This is a genomic window from Thalassospira lucentensis (assembly GCF_011806425.1).
GTDB lineage: Bacteria > Pseudomonadota > Alphaproteobacteria > Rhodospirillales > Thalassospiraceae > Thalassospira > Thalassospira lucentensis_B.
The window spans coordinates 186,235-202,825 of record NZ_JAATOV010000005.1; the positions used below are offsets into that span (position 1 = coordinate 186,235).

Consider the following 16,591-nt stretch of genomic DNA (forward strand, 5'->3'; position numbering starts at 1 on the left):
CGCGCCAACTCAGATTAACGAGGTGGCCAGATGACCCGCATTACCGAAGCCCTGACGTTTGACGACGTACTGATCAAACCCGCAGCATCAGAAGTGTTGCCTGCTCAGGTGCAGACCAATACCCGCATTACCAAGAACATTTCCCTCAATATCCCGCTGCTTTCCTCGGCTATGGATACCGTAACCGAAAGTGCCATGGCGATTGTTATGGCCCAGAACGGTGGTATGGGGGTCATTCATAAGAACCTCGGTATCATCCAGCAGGCCGAAGAAGTTCGGCGTGTGAAAAAGTTCGAATCGGGCATGGTGGTCAACCCGATCACCATCCATCCGGACCAGACACTCGCCGATGCGCTTGATCTGATGGACAATAATCGCATTTCCGGGATTCCGGTTGTCGAACGCGGCAGCAACAAGTTGGTCGGCATTCTGACCAACCGTGATGTGCGCTTTGCGTCCAACCGTTCTCAGCCGGTTTCCGAACTGATGACCTTTGAGGGTCTGGTAACGGTGACCGAGAATGTCGACACCCAAGAAGCTAAAAAGCTTTTGCACCAACACCGCATTGAAAAACTGCTGGTGGTGGATGATGCCTATCGCTGTACTGGCCTGATTACGGTTAAGGACATCGAAAAAGCCAAATTGCACCCGAATGCCTGTAAAGACGAAAGTGGTCGTCTTCGCGCTGCTGCGGCGACCGGGGTTGGCGAATCTGGTTTTGAACGTGCAACTGCACTTGTCGAAGCCGGCGTTGACGTTCTGGTGATTGATACCGCCCACGGTCATTCGTCTGGCGTGATCAAGGCTGTTGAGCAGATCAAAGCCAAATTTGGTGATACCCAGATCATTGCTGGTAACGTTGCCACCGCTGACGCGGTCAAGGCCCTGTCCGAAGCTGGTGCTGATGCCGTGAAAGTCGGGATTGGCCCCGGGTCAATTTGCACCACCCGTATTGTTGCTGGTGTTGGCGTTCCCCAGCTTACGGCTGTTTTGGAATGCGGTGAAATGGCCCATAAGCTTGATATTCCGATTATCGCAGATGGTGGCATTAAGTTCTCTGGCGATATCGCCAAAGCAATGGCAGCAGGCGCAAGCACCTGCATGGTCGGTTCGCTTCTGGCGGGCACCGATGAAGCCCCGGGCGAAGTTATCCTCTATCAGGGCCGTTCGTATAAATCTTATCGCGGCATGGGCTCTGTTGGCGCGATGGCACGTGGTTCTGCCGATCGTTACTTCCAGGAAGACGTTCAGGATAACCTTAAACTGGTCCCAGAAGGCATCGAAGGCCGCGTACCTTACAAAGGTCCAGCGGGTCAAATCATCCACCAACTGGTTGGCGGTCTTAAGGCATCGATGGGCTATACCGGTTCGGCAACCCTTGCGGACTTCCGCACCCGGGCTGAATTTGTACGCATCACCAATGCGGGCCTGCGCGAAAGCCACGCCCATGATGTGACCATCACCCAAGAAGCCCCGAACTACCGTCCGGGTGGCTAAGCAACGGGCTGCTTTTTGATGGGCTGGGCTGCCTTGCATTTTGATGTGGTTGGCGAACGATCAAAGCCATGATAAGAGCGGCGAAGAATTTTTAGATGACGGCAGGCTTTCCTGCCGTCATCGGCTTTTTTATCGTAAGGTGTAAACGCGCTTCCCATATTGAAAGCAGCTTTATCACCCAAAAACAGGTTGGAATTTCGCTTTGAAACCCGGTGCTCGTATCGCGGCCGTTATTGAACTTTATGACGGTTGGACCCACACCCGAGACGACGCAGATCGCGTTGTGTCTGGCTATTTCGGATCACGCCGTTATATCGGCGGTGGCGATCGCCGTGAAATCAGCGAACGTTTTTATAATCTCATCCGCCATCAGGCGCGGTTGGGTTGGTGGCTGGCTGAATGCGGTTATGAATTCCAGGATGGTCGGGCGCGCATGATCGCCGATCTGGTGCTTCATGATAATTTGAAAACCGCCGACGTCGAAGACCGTTTTTCGGGTGAACAATTCTGCCCGGATCCGCTTCATCCCAATGAAAAGCACCTGATCAACAAGCTGTCGGGTAAATCGCTTGATCATGACGGGCAGCCGGGTGCGGTTAAAACCGAATTGCCAAAATGGCTTTATTCGGAACTGCTTAAGCTCCATCACGAAAACCTGCCCGATGAAATGGCGGCCTATAACAAGCCAGCCAAACTTGATCTGCGGGTGAACCGCCTGCGCGGATCGGTGGAAGATGCGATCAAATCGCTTGAAGCCGATGGCATTAAAAATATCAAAAAGACGCCTTATGCGCCCAATGGCCTGCGCTTGCCGCTAGGGCTGAATATGCTGGTAACAGCGGCCTATAAGGATGGTCTGATCGAAATTCAGGACGAAGCATCGCAGATTTGCGTCAATATCGTCGATGCAAAGCCGGGCATGACCATTCTTGATATGTGTGCGGGCGGCGGCGGCAAAACCCTTGGGATTGCTGCTGACATGCGCGGCAAGGGCCGTATTCTTGCCTGTGATACCCATTCTGCCCGTCTTGATAATGCACGTAAACGTGCGCGTCGTGCCGGGGCAGGTGATTGCATCCAGCAACGCATCATTTCCGATGAACGCGATACATGGCTGCGCAGCAAGTCTGGCTTCTTTGATCGTGTATTGCTTGACGTTCCTTGTTCTGGCCTTGGCACGTTGCGCCGCAACCCAGCCCTTCGCTGGCGCATCGGTCAACGCGATGTTCGTACCCTGATGGCAGAACAAAGCAAAATCCTTAAAGCCGGTGCTGCACGCGTGACCAAGGGCGGACGTCTGATTTACGCGACCTGCTCGATCATGCCCGAGGAAAACGAACGTTTGATCGAAACCTTTATGCGGGATCGCAAAGATTTCAAACCGGTTCCAATCAGCGATATCTGGCCGGATGCGCCAAAATCTGTTCCGGTTCCGGGGGGCAAGGATAAGCCTTGGCTGCGGTTGTCGCCGAACGTGCATGGCACGGACGGCTTCTTTATCGCCGTGTTTGAACGCACAGCAAAAGGCAAGGGAAAGTAATGCAGTTGGCAGCATTGGCATATCAACAACGATTTTTGCCCGCTGCCGCCCTTACTCTGCCCGCACGGTTTGGCCTTTTGGGGCAGACGCGGACACATACGAAAAAGGCCCTGCGGGCATTTGCCGCAGGGCCAGTTTTGTTTTACAGGGAACGCTCATTGGCGTTGAGGGGAACTTCTACAGTCTGCACGTGCGCGCAAACCAAACCAGATGCCGAGGGTTCCTCAAGGCACTTATTCGGTTTTCTGTTTGCTTTCATCCGTCCGGCCGTCTTTGGCTGCGCCATCGGTTTTAAACAGGTTGTTCATGCCGGGCACCGCACTGCCGTCTTCTGCAGCCTTTTTATCGGCCTCTTTCTGCGTTTCTTCCATCGCATCCGATTTGGTGTCCGCATCACCGATTTCGGCATTAGGCGCTGGAATCTTCGGAATTTTAACGGCACTGGTTGCGTTGCCGGTTTCTTCGGCGCCGATCAGTTCCATCGGATCGTCACCTTTGGACTGGGTCATGGCAATCGCGGTGGCAGCGCCGGCAACCAGAATAAAGCCGGCAACGGCAAGTGCGATTTTACTACCTTTGGAATTGCTCATGGTTTTGTGTCCCTCTTTGTCATCAATATTGCTGTGCTCATGCTCGGACGCGTTTTTGTTTGCGTTCCGTTAAGGATGAATGTGACGGCCTATTGCGCTTTAAAAAGGGATCAAATGTGGGGTTTTCTGGGGATTTTGTGCGCAAAAAAGTCGCAATTATCCCTAAATGCCTGGTTTGCGGGTGAAAGTTTTTTGAATGCATCGTTGGGCAACGGTTTGCGCCGGGTTGCCCATCGCGATGGTTTGACGTATGTACGGCGCAACCCAATCTTCGACGGAGACACGGCCCGATGACTGATCGCGTGCTGATTATCGATTTCGGATCCCAGGTCACCCAGCTTATTGCACGTCGCGTGCGTGAAAGCGGTGTCTATAGCGAGATCCATCCTTTTAATAACATCTCGGATGCCTTCCTGGATGAATATGCGCCCAAGGCGGTTATTCTTTCGGGTGGTCCGGCATCTGTCCATTGGGACAAGGCCCCAGCGGCCCCGGCACGGGTGTTTGAACTTGGTGTGCCGGTTCTTGGCATTTGCTATGGTCAGCAGACCATGGTCAACCAGCTTGGCGGTAAGGTTGCGACCTCTGACCACCGTGAATTTGGCCGCGCCTTTGTCGATGTGATCGAAGATTGCGCGCTGTTCACCGGCACATGGGCCGAAGGTGCCCGTGAACAAGTTTGGATGAGCCACGGCGACCGCGTTGATGCGCTGCCTGATGGCTTCCGCGTTGTTGGCAAATCCGATGGTGCCCCGTTTGCCGCCATCGCCAATGACGAAAAGAAATTCTATGCGGTTCAGTTCCACCCAGAAGTGGTTCATACCCCGCATGGCGCACAGTTGCTTAAGAACTTCACCCACGGCGTTGCCGGGTGCTCGGGCGACTGGACGATGAATGCCTATAAAGACGATGCGATTGATAAAATCCGCAAACAGGTCGGTGATGGCAAAGTCATCTGTGGTCTGTCGGGCGGCGTCGATAGCTCCGTCACCGCGGTTCTGATCCACGAAGCCATTGGCGATCAACTGACCTGTGTGTTTGTTGATCATGGTTTCATGCGCGCGGGCGAGGCCGACGAGGTTGTGACCCTGTTCCGGGATCATTACAATATTCCGCTGGTCCATGTGGATGCCTCTGACACCTTTATTGGTGCCATCGAAGGCGAAATTGATCCGGAAACCAAACGCAAAACCATTGGCCGTCTGTTCATCGAAGTCTTTGAACAAGAAGCCAAGAAAATCGGTGGTGCTGACTTCCTCGCGCAGGGCACGCTTTATCCGGACGTGATCGAAAGTGTTTCCTTCACTGGTGGTCCGTCCGTCACGATCAAGTCGCACCACAATGTGGGCGGTTTGCCAGAACGCATGAATATGAAGCTGGTCGAGCCACTGCGCGAATTGTTCAAGGACGAAGTCCGTGACCTTGGCCGTGAACTCGGCCTGCCTGACAGCTTCGTTGGCCGTCATCCGTTCCCTGGGCCGGGCCTTGCCATCCGTATCCCGGGTCAACCGATCACGCGGGAAAAACTTGATGTCCTGCGTAAGGCCGATGCGATTTACCTCGAAGAAATCCGCAATGCGGGCCTCTATGATGCGATCTGGCAGGCTTTCGCTGTTCTGCTTCCGGTCCGTACCGTTGGCGTGATGGGCGATGGACGTACCTACGATTACGCCTGTGCGCTGCGTGCTGTGACCTCAACCGATGGCATGACCGCGGACTTCTATCCGTATCCGCCCGAACTTCTGGGCCGCATCGCCAACCGGATCATCAATGAAGTCAACGGCATCAACCGCGTCACCTACGACTTCACCTCCAAACCACCCGGAACGATTGAGTGGGAATAAGTTTTCCGATACCGGAAATAAAAAGCGGCGCGTCCATTGGGCGCGCCGTTTTGTTTGAATGAAATGAACCGATCTTTCAGTTCGGTGGTGGCCCGCTTGATCCACAGTCGCCTGCTGAATTGCACGCATTCGACAGTGCCTGCTGGACGCTACGCTGCCAATTAAAGGTCAGGCAGGATGACAGCGACAATGTTGCAATTGCTATGATCAACATGTGAACCAAGCGCATTTAAATCCTACTTTCGAAGCGCAGGTAGTCCCACACCGACATTTTCAAAGCCGCCATCGGCCGCAATGATCTGACCGGTGACAAAGCTGGCTTTGTCTGAGCACAGAAACGTAACCACCTCGGCGATTTCGGTTTCGCTGCCATAGCGGTTAAGCGGCATAGCATCAAGGTAGGCTGAGATGATTTCAGGGGAATGGACGGCCATTGCCAGTTTGGTTTTAACCGGGCCGGGGCAAACGCAATTGGCGCGAATGCCATATTCGCCAAGCTCTGCGGCCTGTTGTTTGGTCATGTGAATTACCGCTGCCTTGGATGTGCCATAGGCGACGCGAAGGGTTGATGCCCGAAGGCCCGAGATCGAGCCGATATTGACGATCGCGCCCTTGGTTTCCTTAAGTGCCGGGATGGCGGCTTGAGACACCAGAAAAACCCCATCAAGGTTGGTTTCCATAATTCGGCGCCATGCGGCGAAATTGGTTTCTTCAATCGGCAGGAAATCTGCGACGCCTGCATTATTGACCACAGCATCAATACGCCCGAACGCGGTCAGAATTTCATCAATCATTTGATCGACCTGTTCGGGGATGGAAACGTCAAACTCAAAGCCGCGTGCATTCGCGATGTCCCGGGTCGCGGTTGCAAGTTCCGGTCCATCGCGGTCCACTAGAGCAACCAGCCACCCCTGTTCGATAAACAACTTGGCAGTAGCAAGTCCAATCCCGCGGGCAGCCCCGGTAACCAAAGCGACTTTCTGCGTCATTCCAAACGTCCTTTCCTGAAACATTCCCTGAAATCCGTGGCGTTGGGCCATCGGTTTTGATGCTGTTATGTCGTGCGCACCTTGTGTTGCCACCATTTAGGCAAATCAAAGCACACACCGCAAGCATCGGATCAGGTCATAAGCAGGGAAGGCGGCGTTTAGCGTCAGGCGAGAAACAGTTCAGCCGCATATACAAGCATCGCCAGCACACAGATCAAATAGACGATTGATCGGACACCCTTGATGCCAAAAAGACTACTGATACCCGCGATATAAAGCCCCGCATGGGCAAGGCGGCTTAGAAAGAAAACCGTTGAACAGGTCGCCGTCACGGTGTTGGAAACCCCGATCCCATGGGCGATGAGAACAAGGATGGCAAAGGGCAGCAGGTTTTCCAGATGGTTTTGATGCGCCCGCAAACCACGCGCAGCCATGCCCTTGCGTTCGGGGAGATCGTCGCGATTGCCCGTCAAGTGTTCGGCGCGAACGCCGGGTTGCTTGGCATAGGCATAATTATACACCCACGGAAATGCAAGGCAGAGCAATACATTCAGCGTAAGAAGGGTAAGTTCGTAAGTCACGGCATATCCTGATCCATTCGATTGATCATCTGCTTACGTACCGTGCACGGCCATTAGATCATTGTGCCTGCGTAATTATCATGCCGGTTTTGAATTTTCCTTCGAAATTGCGCCTGTTTCAGCGGACCTGTTTGTGGTGCCAATTCCTGCCTTTCTATAGGGCCAGTGCTTCTATTGGTCCCATCATGTATTGCTGGGTTGAAAGATAGTGGCTACCGTCGATCAAAGAGTTAGAGCTGCCAAGGTCTTGTAATCTGGAGGGTGCGTCGCGTGGCCACTCCTGCTGGGCCACCAAAAGACAGCCAACATATCAGGAAAACAGTCCGATACGCGTGCAGGCAGTTTTAAGGGGCGAAGGCAGTGGCGGAAATTCAGAACAAGGCGCGGGTTGTTATTATTGGTGGCGGGGTGATTGGCTGTTCGGTGGCCTATCACTTAACCAAGCTTGGCTGGCGTGATGTCGTGCTGCTGGAGCGTAAGGAACTGACATCGGGCACAACATGGCATGCCGCAGGCCTGATTGCGCAATTGCGCGCGACCGCCAACATGACCCGATTGGCGAAATACTCCCAAGAACTTTACGGCACGCTAGAAGACGAAACAGGCGTGGCCACCGGGTTTAACCGGGTGGGGGCCATCACCGTCGCCCTGACGGAGGCCCGAAAGGAAGAACTGTTTCGTCAGGCCGCGATGGCGCGGGCCTTTGGGGTGGAGATCGAAGAAATCTCGCCCGCCGAAGTGGGGGATAAGTATCCACATCTTAATCTGGATGGCATAACTGCCGGGGTTTACCTGCCCAAGGACGGTCAGGGCGATCCGGGCAATATCGCTTTATCCCTTGCACGTGGGGCGACCCAACGCGGGGCGAAAATTCACACCCGGGCCAAGGTGACCGGCCTTAAACGCGATGGCGCACGCATCCGTGCTATTGAATGGGCATCAGAGGACGGCGAAATCGGCGACATTGCCTGTGACATGGTGGTGAATTGTGCCGGCATGTGGGCGCGTGACGTTGGTAAAATGGCCGGGGTGAATGTCCCCCTTCATGCGTGCGAGCATTATTATATCGTCACCGATAGCGTCCCCAACCTTGGCCGTTTGCCGGTGCTGCGCGTGCCGGATGAATACGTGTATTACAAGGAAGATGCCGGTAAAATCCTGTTGGGCATGTTTGAACCGGTCGCCAAGCCATGGGGCATGAACGGCATTCCCGACAGTTTCGAATTTGATGAATTGCCGCCCGACTTTGACCATTTCGAGCCGATCCTTGAAATGGCGGTTAACCGCATGCCGCTTTTGGGGCAAACCGGAATCCACACATTCTTCAATGGCCCCGAAAGCTTTACGCCCGATGATGCCTATCACCTTGGGCTGGCACCCGGCATGGATAACGTCTGGGTCGCGGCCGGGTTTAATTCCATCGGTATTCAGTCGGCCGGTGGGGCGGGTATGGCCTTGGCGCAATGGATGCATGATGGGGAAAAGCCCTTCGACCTTGGCGATGTCGATATCGCCCGCATGCAGCCGTTTCAAGGCAACAAAACCTATCTCACCAGCCGTGTGAGCGAAACACTCGGCCTTTTATACGCCGATCATTATCCATTCCGGCAAAAGGCAACTGCACGCGGGATCCGCCGGTCCCCCGTGCATGAGCAACTTGCCACGCGTGGGGCGGTGTTTGGCGAGTTTGCCGGCTGGGAACGCGCCAATTGGTTCGCCAATCCATGGCAAAAACCCGAATACGATTATAGCTGGAAACGGCCCAACTGGTTTGACAATGCCGCATCTGAGCACGCCGCTATTCGAACCGGGGTTGGCATGTATGACATGTCATCCTTTGGTAAAATCCGGGTCGAAGGGGCTGATGCCACCAAGTTCTTGAATTATATCTGCGGTGGGGAGCTTGATGTCGCTGTTGGCAAGATTGTCTATACCCAGTTCCTTAATCCCCGTGCCGGGATTGAAGCAGATGTGACCATCACCCGCCTATCTGAAACCGCCTATTTGGTGGTAACGCCTGCTGCCACCCGCTTGGCCGATGAAACATGGATGCGCCGTCATGTTGGTGATTATTTCGTGGTGATCACTGACGTCACCGCAAGCGAAGCAGTGCTGGCGATCATGGGGCCGAAATCACGCGATGTCTTATCGGCGATTTCGCCAAATGATTTTACCAATGCGGTCAATCCGTTCGGAACCGCGCAGGACATCGAAATTGGCATGGGTATCGCGCGTGCGCACCGGGTTTCTTATGTTGGGGAGCTGGGCTGGGAAATTTATGTCAGTGCGGATATGGCCGCCCATGTGTTCGAAACCATCATTGATGCCGGGGCGGGGCATGGCCTAAAGCTTTGTGGTTTGCACATGATGGATGGCTGTCGCATTGAAAAGGGCTTCCGTCATTTCGGTCATGACATTACCTGTCAGGATCATGTGTTGGAGGCCGGGCTTGGCTTTGCGGTGAAGACCGATAAGGTGGCCCCGTTTATTGGCCGGGATGCTGTTTTGCGCAAACGTGAAATCGGTTTGACCAAACGTATTTTGCAATTCCGCCTAACGGATCCAGAGCCGATGTTGTTCCATAATGAACCGATCCTGCGTGACGGCAAAATCGTCGGCTATCTGAGCTCGGGCGCATATGGGCATCATGTCGGCGGTGCTATTGGCCTTGGCTATGTCCCGTGCGAAGGGCAGAAACCCGATGATATTCTGGCGTCATCCTATGAGATTGATGTTGCAGGCACCCGGGTTGCCGCCGAAGTATCCCTTCGCCCGCTGTATGATCCGACAGGCAGTCGAATGCGGAGCTAGCCGGAGTTTCAAAGTATGCCAGAGAGGACAGGCGATAGAAGGGCGAGCCGTTCTTGTTCTTGCCCTCTCTGGCGTTTTTACATTAGCTATCAGGTTCAAATTCCAAAAGATCACCCGGTTGGCATTCAAGTTCCTGACAGATGGCAGCAAGGGTTTCGAACCGCACACCGCGTACTTTCCCGGATTTCAAAAGCGATAAGTTCTGTTCGCTGATGCCAATCTTTGCGGCGAGGTCCTTGGATTTCATCTTGCGCGTTGCCAGCATCACATCCAGTCGCACGATAATGGCCATCAGACGAAGCTCCGGTTTTCGTCATCAATGCGCGCCGCTTCGCCCAGTACCCAGGCGATTACGATAATCAACCCGCCAAGAAACAGGGTATGGGCGTCCGCGTTCGATAATCCGATTGAAATAAAACGTTCTCCTTCGGGACGGTTAAAGGTCGCCAAGGCCGATGACGCAGCACCGGTGAGTGGCGAGATCAATGTCTGTATCAAAAGCGCAATCCCGAAGGCCTTAAGGTGGCCAATGGTCGCGGCATTGAAGATACTGTTATGGGCAAAGGCGCCAAACATTTTGCGCAGTCGGTAAATCCCATAGGCAAGAACAAAGGACGGGATCATCATCACCGCCATGGTGGCGATTTTCTGCCAGCCATCCAATGCCTCAATGTCTGCAACGCTGATGGTCATCTGACTTGTGCTGGCCTCAACCCAGCCCGGTACATACAGCACCAGTGGAATAACGCAGATTTCAAACACAATCGCCAGCGCGCAGACCCAGTATAAAACGGTGCTTATGGCTCTGACATTCTTTAGGGTGTCGGGCTTAAGGGTGTCGGGCTTTTGTGGCTTGGACATCGAAAACTCCTGTGACCTTTTTGTTTCGAATCGGTTTCATTTATTAATGTAAAACATTAATAAATTATCGAAATGAGTCAAGGTGGAGTTTCGCGATCAGGTTGCGATTGGGTCCGGATGCCGTTGGCAAAAGCCCGCGATATCGGTGTAACAACGCCGATGTCACATGACCTTTTGTGGGGGTAACATTGCGTGCAAGCGTGATTTAAGCGTCTTATTGCATCCTTCCCCTTGCCACAACGGATCGGACATGGAAAATAGGGGCTATGTCAGACAGCAAAGCGACCCCCCTTAATTCCGATCCGGCAAAACCCGCATCAGATGTGGATTGTCAGGAATGTGATACTGCCGCCCGTCTTGGTCTTAGTACCGAGCAAGGGGTGGCTGTAACGCGTGATGCATCGCGCGCGGTTGGGGCTGAGTTGTCTTTGCCCCACATCGAAGCAGCCGCAAAAATCTTTTCACTGTTGGGGGATGCTGGCCGATTGCAGCTTGTCCTGCGATGCATGGAAAGGCCCCAGACTGTTAGTGAGCTCGCAGACGCAACCAACATGTCGCAATCGCTCTGCAGCCATCATTTGCGCCATTTGCGCGACCAACGGATTCTGGCGTCCGAACGGCACGGGCGGCATATTTTCTATCGGATTGATGATGAACATATTTCGCGTGTGGTGCGCGATGTGTTTGCCCACGTGACGCACGACTGATCTTAGCGCGACGGCGTGGTCTGCTTGATGACCGTCATCTGGCGCAGATTAACCTTTTCACGACGTTTCTTGGTCCCGCTGCCTCTGCCACTCGGCAAGGTGGCGATGCTTTGCATGACCTAAAGCGACATTCAAATGAGTATTTGAATGTCCTTGACAGATCCATATATGAATCATAATTTGAATATACATATGAATGAAATTTTGATCTTTGCGAGGTGACGGATGTCCTTCATCGCGAAATGGAACGATTTCCCAGCGCTTGGGAATTGCGCAAATTGCCAAACGGAAATGGTCAATGCGCTTCGCACCGCTTTGCCAGATACCGATTTTGAAAGTGACGGGCAGGGAATTACCGCAACCCCGCCGCTTGATGTGGATGGGAAAGCGGTGGCGCACGACGTTTTAACCGCGCATGCAAATCAGGTCACCCATCATCAGTGGCAGGTTTCCGGCATGGATTGCGGTTCCTGCGTTGCAAAGATCGAAACGGCATTGCGCAAAACGGACGGTGTTTCGTGTGTTGATGTCTCAATGATGCGCGAAACCGTCACATTGGGCTTACACGATGATGATGCCCAAACGCGCAACACCGTAACCCAAACACTCAATAAGCTTGGCTATCCCGCACAGGAAGCAGCCAAACCGGACACACCAGACAACGGCACGTCCCAACAGCACGAAGACGACAGCAAAGATCACGCCGATCATCATGGGGGCGATCCCGATGCAAACGACCATAGTTTTCTGCGTCGTTTTGCCCCATGGTCATCCGAAAATGACGAAATCGCCTTTGCCGTTCTATGTCTTGCCATTGGGGGCTTTGTTGGCGCATTGATCCCGGCTGCTGAACCATATGCCTTGTCGGTCGCGTCGATCTTGGCGGCTGTACCAGTAATGAAAAAGGCGTTTCGACTGGCACAAAGTGGGGCCTTCTTCTCGATCGAGCTTTTGATGTCGGTTGCGGTTCTTGGCGCAGTGGCCATCGGTGAAAGCCTTGAGGCCGGTATGGTTGTCGTGCTGTTTGCAATTGGGGAACGCCTTGAAGGTGTCGCCGCCGGGCAGGCGCGCAAAGGCGTTAAAGCCCTCATGAAGCTCACACCAGAACAAGCACGTCGTGTCGGGACGTCTGGGTTTGAAGACGTCGCACCGTCTGCCCTTGCGAATGATGACATTGTCGAAGTTCGGCCGGGTGAACGCGTTCCGGCGGATGGTGTCGTCCATAAAGGGGCGGCTGAGATTGATAACAGCCACCTGACAGGGGAATCCGTTCCGGTCTATAGCGATATCGACGCCGAAGTCTTTGCCGGGGCCATCGTTACCGACCGGCCTGTGCAAATCCGTGTGACCCGTGCGGCAGGCCAGACGATGCTTGATCGCGTCATTGAATTGGTCGAACAAAGCGAAAAGCATAAGGCACCAGTCGAACGGTTCGTCGCCAAATTTGCCCGCATCTATACCCCGATTATTATGGCGCTTGCCGCCCTGACGGTGGTTATCCCACCGGTTCTGTTCGGGCAGGGCTGGGAAGAATGGATCTATCGCGGTTTGGCGTTGCTGCTGATCGGCTGCCCGTGCGCTTTGGTGATCTCTACCCCCGCAGCCGTCACATCCGCCTTGGCGCGCGCCACACGCATTGGTCTGTTGGTTAAAGGTGGGGCGGCGCTTGAGCTGATCGGGTCGGTTCGCACTATGGCGTTTGATAAAACGGGCACGCTGACCGAAGGCAAACCAAAGCTGGCCGCGATGAAAACCGCCAACGGATATGGCGAAAATGGGGTCCTTACTATCGCTGCCGCCCTTGAAGCCGTAACATCCCATCCGCTGGCCCGTGCGGTGGTACAGGCCGCCGAAACCCGCAATCTTGACCTGCCGGTGATCGAGGATGCCCGAACGATTGCTGGGGCTGGTGTAGAAGGCCGGATTGACGGTGTGCTCTATCGGGTGGGTGCTGCAAAACGTTTGAACGCGACACCCGATGACGAAACCGCAAAATGGCTGTCTGATCAGGAAGAAGACGGCAGTACGTCGGTGATTGTCCTGAAAGACGATCAGGTGATCGGGGCATTGGCCCTGCGTGACGTAGCGCGCAGCGATGCCAAATCCGCCTTGGCCGATCTTAACAGCCTGAACATCACCCCGGTGATGCTGACCGGTGATGCCACCCGCGTTGCCAAACGTATGGCGGGCGAGCTTGGCATGGATTACCGGGCGGAGCTTCTGCCCGAAGACAAGCTTAATGCGCTGGCAACCTTGCGAGAAGACCCAAAACGGTCCGGACCGGTCGCAATGGTTGGTGATGGCATCAACGACGCCCCGGCCTTAAAAGCCGCCGATGTTGGTATCGCGATTGGCGGGGGGACGGACATCGCCCTCGAAGCCGCCGATGCGGTGGCGGTGCGTGATCGTCTCGGCGATGTGGTCAATTTGGTCAAATTGTCCCGCGCAGCCCGGCGTGTCATTCGTGAAAATATCACGATTGCGCTTGGGTTAAAGGCCGTCTTCCTTGTCACCTCCATCACCGGTCTCACCGGCCTATGGTTGGCCGTTATGGCCGACACGGGGGCGACCGTGCTGGTAACAATCAACAGCCTTAGGCTATTGATGGCGCCGCGCAAAAGCTAATCGGAAATCATCCGGGTTGGGGATGAAGCGCTTTACCCAAAGCGGCGTTTTGGACTTGTAGATTGATAATATCTGCTGGCACAGGTTTGGCGCGTTCGGTGACTTCCAGAATTCATGACGTTCTCCACAAACAGGGAAATGCTGCCCTAAGGGCTAGGCGTGTGTGATCATGCTTTGCCCTTAGGGTTTTGTGTTGCCGACTGCAGTTTATTGCAAAACAAAATTGACACTTCTTGAAATCGGGTGGTACGGTTAATCCGTAATAACGGTACATATTCCGCTATAACGTATAAAAAGCAAGAAACGGTTCAAGATTGTGTGGCTCATTGAAATGCGGAGACAAAAGATGACTTTTCTTAAAACAATGGCGGTTGCAGCCGTTATGACCTTGGCGACTGGGTCTGTCATGGCGCAGGAAGCCAGCAAGCTTCAGGAAGTGCTTGACCGTGGTTACCTAGTCCTTGGTACCGGCTCCACCAACCCGCCATGGCACTTCATGGATTCCGATAACCAGCTCAAAGGTTTCGACGTCGACATGGGCCGTCTTGTTGCCAAGGCCCTGTTTGGTGACCCCGACAAAATCGAATATGTCCAGCAATCTGGCGATGCACGTATCCCTAATCTGGTGACCGACAAGGTTGATATGTCTTGCCAGTTCATGACGGTTACCGCTGAACGCGCACAGCAGGTCGAATTCACGATCCCCTATTACCGCGAAGGTGTTGGCTTGCTTCTGATGGCTAATGGTGACTTTGCCGATTACGCCGCTTTGAAAGCTGCGGGCGATGATGTCACGGTTGCTGTTCTTCAGAACGTTTATGCCGAAGAAATGGTGCATTCAGCGCTGCCCGACGCAGAAGTTGATCAGTATGACAGTGTTGATCTGATGTATCAGGCACTTAACTCGGGCCGTGCCGATGCCGCGGCAACGGATCAGTCTGCTCTGCGCTGGTTCATGGTTCAGAACCCGGATCGTTATAAGGATGCCGGATATGCTTGGAACCCACAGAGCTATTCATGTGCTGTGAAGCCGGGTGATCAGCGTTGGCTGAATTTCGTCAACACCGTTCTTCATGAAGGCATGACTGGCGTTGAGTTCCCGTTCTATGCTGCAAGCTTCAAAACCTGGTTTGGTGAAGAGCTTGACGTGCCAAAGATCGGCTTCCCTGTCGAATACAAATAAACGCCTCAGCATCCGGGGAAACCTGTTTTGAATTACGACTTCAATTTTAGCGTCATTTGGCGCAATTGGGACCTTCTGGCACAGGGGCTTGGTCTCGGCCTGTTTCTCGCCATTGTTTCAATTGCAATTGGCTGCGGGATTGGTCTTTTGGCGGCTTTCGGGATGCTGTCACGTCAAAAGACTTTGCGTTGGATCGCGGTGGCTTATGTCTCCGCGATCCGAAATACCCCGATCCTCGTTCTGATCTTGTTTTGCTATTTTGCCTTGCCGCAATTGGGCATTGCGCTCGACAAGATTTCGTCCTTCATCTTCACGCTGTCGATCTATGCCGGGGCGTACCTGGCAGAAGTGTTCCGATCCGGCCTTGTGGCTCTGCCAAAAGGACTGCGTGAAGCCGGACTGGCGATCGGTTTGACGGAACTAAAGATCAAGACGAACATCATCATTCCTGTGATGTTCCGAAATGTTCTGCCTTCGCTGTCGAACAACTTTATTTCCCTGTTTAAGGATACGTCTCTGGCAGCCGCAATCGCGGTCCCGGATCTGACGTTCTATGCGCGCAAGATCAACGTGGAGAGCTTCCGTGTGATCGAAACATGGATGGTGGCATCAATGATCTATGTCGTTGTTTGCTACATGATCGCTTCTCTGCTGCGCCGTCTTGAACAGCGACTTGCAATTCCGCGCTGAAAGGTTCGCAGATGAATTTCTCTCTTTTTTTGGCAGAGTTATGGAATGCTCGGATGAGTCTGATCAACGGCTTGGGGAACACAGTTCTGATTTCCGTTGTATCGGTCTTGTTGGGCTCAATCCTTGGCGTGTTCATTGGTCTTGTCATGACGTATGGTGGTTGGTTCACCCGGTTTTCCGTGCGGCTTTACATTGACTTTTTGCGTGGAACGCCGGTTTTTGTCCTCATCCTCGCGTGTTTTTACATCCTGTCGGTGGTTGGGTTTGATCTGTCGGCATTTCAGGCGGGCGTGTTGGCGCTGACACTGTTCTGTTCGTCCCATGTGGGCGAAATCGTACGTGGTGCGCTAATCGCGATCCCCAAAGGACAAACCGAGGCCGCGAAATCTATTGGTCTGACATTTGGCCAGACATTCATTTATGTCCTGTTACCGCAGGCCTTGCGTCAAATTTTGCCAACTTGGGTAAATACCGCAACTGAGATCGTCAAGGCGTCCACCCTGCTTTCAATTATTGGTGTGGTTGAACTGTTGCTTGCGACGCAGCAAGTGATCTCGCGGACATATCTGAGCCTCGAATTCTATTTCTTCGCGGGATTTGTTTATTTCCTTTTGAACTTTGTGATCGAACAGGCCGGGCGCGCAGTCGAACGCCGCATTTCGGTCCCATAGAG

Annotated in this window: 14 protein-coding genes; 9 read left to right on the forward strand and 5 right to left on the reverse strand. The window is 53.7% G+C overall.

What is annotated here, in order from left to right; translation table 11 throughout:
• Positions 1-30 precede the first annotated feature (30 nt).
• Together guaB and HCZ99_RS15925 are read left to right on the forward strand one after the other, a co-directional pair.
• Positions 31-1,497, forward strand: coding sequence for an IMP dehydrogenase (gene guaB / locus HCZ99_RS15920; RefSeq protein WP_167448011.1), 1,467 nt, complete (start codon positions 31-33; stop codon positions 1,495-1,497).
• Positions 1,498-1,699: 202 nt separating this feature from the next.
• Positions 1,700-3,037 carry an RsmB/NOP family class I SAM-dependent RNA methyltransferase gene (locus tag HCZ99_RS15925; protein WP_167448012.1) on the forward strand — a complete coding sequence of 446 codons (1,338 nt, stop codon included), beginning with the start codon at positions 1,700-1,702 and terminating at the stop codon, positions 3,035-3,037.
• A 233-nt stretch (positions 3,038-3,270) separates the two neighbouring features.
• Here the strand turns inward: HCZ99_RS15925 and HCZ99_RS15930 are convergent, their stop codons facing one another.
• Positions 3,271-3,627 (reverse strand): hypothetical protein, encoded by a 357-nt coding sequence (locus HCZ99_RS15930; RefSeq protein ID WP_167448013.1) that lies wholly within the window; start codon positions 3,625-3,627, stop codon positions 3,271-3,273.
• Positions 3,628-3,917: 290 nt separating this feature from the next.
• On the opposite strand from HCZ99_RS15930, the gene guaA reads away from it, so the two are divergent.
• The gene (gene guaA, locus HCZ99_RS15935) at positions 3,918-5,471 is read left to right on the forward strand and encodes a glutamine-hydrolyzing GMP synthase (RefSeq protein WP_167448014.1); all 1,554 of its coding nucleotides are present in this window, start codon (positions 3,918-3,920) and stop codon (positions 5,469-5,471) included.
• A 236-nt stretch (positions 5,472-5,707) separates the two neighbouring features.
• On the opposite strand, the gene HCZ99_RS15940 is transcribed toward guaA, so the two are convergent.
• Positions 5,708-6,460, reverse strand: a complete 753-nt coding sequence (locus tag HCZ99_RS15940; protein WP_167448015.1) for an SDR family NAD(P)-dependent oxidoreductase — start codon at positions 6,458-6,460, stop codon at positions 5,708-5,710.
• Positions 6,461-6,624: 164 nt separating this feature from the next.
• On the reverse strand, positions 6,625-7,041 hold the full coding sequence (locus tag HCZ99_RS15945) for an MAPEG family protein (RefSeq protein ID WP_167448016.1): 417 nt from the start codon (positions 7,039-7,041) through the stop codon (positions 6,625-6,627).
• Positions 7,042-7,401: 360 nt separating this feature from the next.
• Here HCZ99_RS15945 and HCZ99_RS20935 point away from each other — a divergent pair, with 360 nt between their 5' ends.
• The gene (locus tag HCZ99_RS20935) at positions 7,402-9,852 is read left to right on the forward strand and encodes a GcvT family protein (RefSeq protein ID WP_167448017.1); all 2,451 of its coding nucleotides are present in this window, start codon (positions 7,402-7,404) and stop codon (positions 9,850-9,852) included.
• Between the two features lie 82 nt (positions 9,853-9,934).
• Here the strand turns inward: HCZ99_RS20935 and HCZ99_RS15955 are convergent, their stop codons facing one another.
• Entirely contained in the window at positions 9,935-10,144 is a 210-nt protein-coding gene (locus HCZ99_RS15955; protein WP_167448018.1) for a helix-turn-helix domain-containing protein, read from the reverse strand.
• The gene (locus HCZ99_RS15960; RefSeq protein ID WP_167448019.1) at positions 10,144-10,713 is read right to left on the reverse strand and encodes a DUF2975 domain-containing protein; all 570 of its coding nucleotides are present in this window, start codon (positions 10,711-10,713) and stop codon (positions 10,144-10,146) included. Before HCZ99_RS15960 ends, HCZ99_RS15955 begins: the two co-directional genes overlap by 1 nt.
• Before the next feature lie 266 nt (positions 10,714-10,979).
• On the opposite strand from HCZ99_RS15960, the gene HCZ99_RS15965 reads away from it, so the two are divergent.
• The 5 genes from HCZ99_RS15965 (at position 10,980) to HCZ99_RS15985 (ending at position 16,589) form a co-directional block, all read left to right on the forward strand.
• A complete protein-coding gene (locus tag HCZ99_RS15965; RefSeq protein WP_167448020.1) occupies positions 10,980-11,420 on the forward strand; it encodes an ArsR/SmtB family transcription factor in 441 nt (146 codons plus the stop codon).
• 225 nt (positions 11,421-11,645) lie between these two features.
• Positions 11,646-14,045 (forward strand): heavy metal translocating P-type ATPase, encoded by a 2,400-nt coding sequence (locus HCZ99_RS15970; RefSeq protein ID WP_167448021.1) that lies wholly within the window; start codon positions 11,646-11,648, stop codon positions 14,043-14,045.
• Positions 14,046-14,391: 346 nt separating this feature from the next.
• Positions 14,392-15,228: a transporter substrate-binding domain-containing protein gene (locus HCZ99_RS15975; protein WP_167448022.1), complete on the forward strand. Its 837-nt coding sequence runs from the start codon at positions 14,392-14,394 to the stop codon at positions 15,226-15,228.
• Positions 15,229-15,255: 27 nt separating this feature from the next.
• Positions 15,256-15,918 (forward strand): amino acid ABC transporter permease, encoded by a 663-nt coding sequence (locus tag HCZ99_RS15980; protein ID WP_167448023.1) that lies wholly within the window; start codon positions 15,256-15,258, stop codon positions 15,916-15,918.
• 53 nt (positions 15,919-15,971) lie between these two features.
• Entirely contained in the window at positions 15,972-16,589 is a 618-nt protein-coding gene (locus HCZ99_RS15985) for an amino acid ABC transporter permease (protein ID WP_254869655.1), read from the forward strand.
• The last annotated feature ends 2 nt before the right edge of the window (positions 16,590-16,591 follow it).

What these genes read in the sequence shown, in the direction of transcription:
- HCZ99_RS15975 (WP_167448022.1), top strand. Translation starts at nt 14,392, where the DNA reads ATGACTTTTCTTAAAACAATGGCGGTTGCAGCCGTTATGACCTTGGCG.
- guaA (WP_167448014.1), top strand. Translation starts at nt 3,918, where the DNA reads ATGACTGATCGCGTGCTGATTATCGATTTCGGATCCCAGGTCACCCAG.
- HCZ99_RS15965 (WP_167448020.1), top strand. Translation starts at nt 10,980, where the DNA reads ATGTCAGACAGCAAAGCGACCCCCCTTAATTCCGATCCGGCAAAACCC.
- HCZ99_RS15960 (WP_167448019.1), bottom strand. Translation starts at nt 10,713, where the DNA reads ATGTCCAAGCCACAAAAGCCCGACACCCTTAAGCCCGACACCCTAAAG.
- HCZ99_RS15940 (WP_167448015.1), bottom strand. Translation starts at nt 6,460, where the DNA reads ATGACGCAGAAAGTCGCTTTGGTTACCGGGGCTGCCCGCGGGATTGGA.
- HCZ99_RS15985 (WP_254869655.1), top strand. Translation starts at nt 15,972, where the DNA reads ATGAGTCTGATCAACGGCTTGGGGAACACAGTTCTGATTTCCGTTGTA.
- HCZ99_RS15970 (WP_167448021.1), top strand. Translation starts at nt 11,646, where the DNA reads ATGTCCTTCATCGCGAAATGGAACGATTTCCCAGCGCTTGGGAATTGC.
- HCZ99_RS15930 (WP_167448013.1), bottom strand. Translation starts at nt 3,627, where the DNA reads ATGAGCAATTCCAAAGGTAGTAAAATCGCACTTGCCGTTGCCGGCTTT.
- guaB (WP_167448011.1), top strand. Translation starts at nt 31, where the DNA reads ATGACCCGCATTACCGAAGCCCTGACGTTTGACGACGTACTGATCAAA.
- HCZ99_RS15955 (WP_167448018.1), bottom strand. Translation starts at nt 10,144, where the DNA reads ATGGCCATTATCGTGCGACTGGATGTGATGCTGGCAACGCGCAAGATG.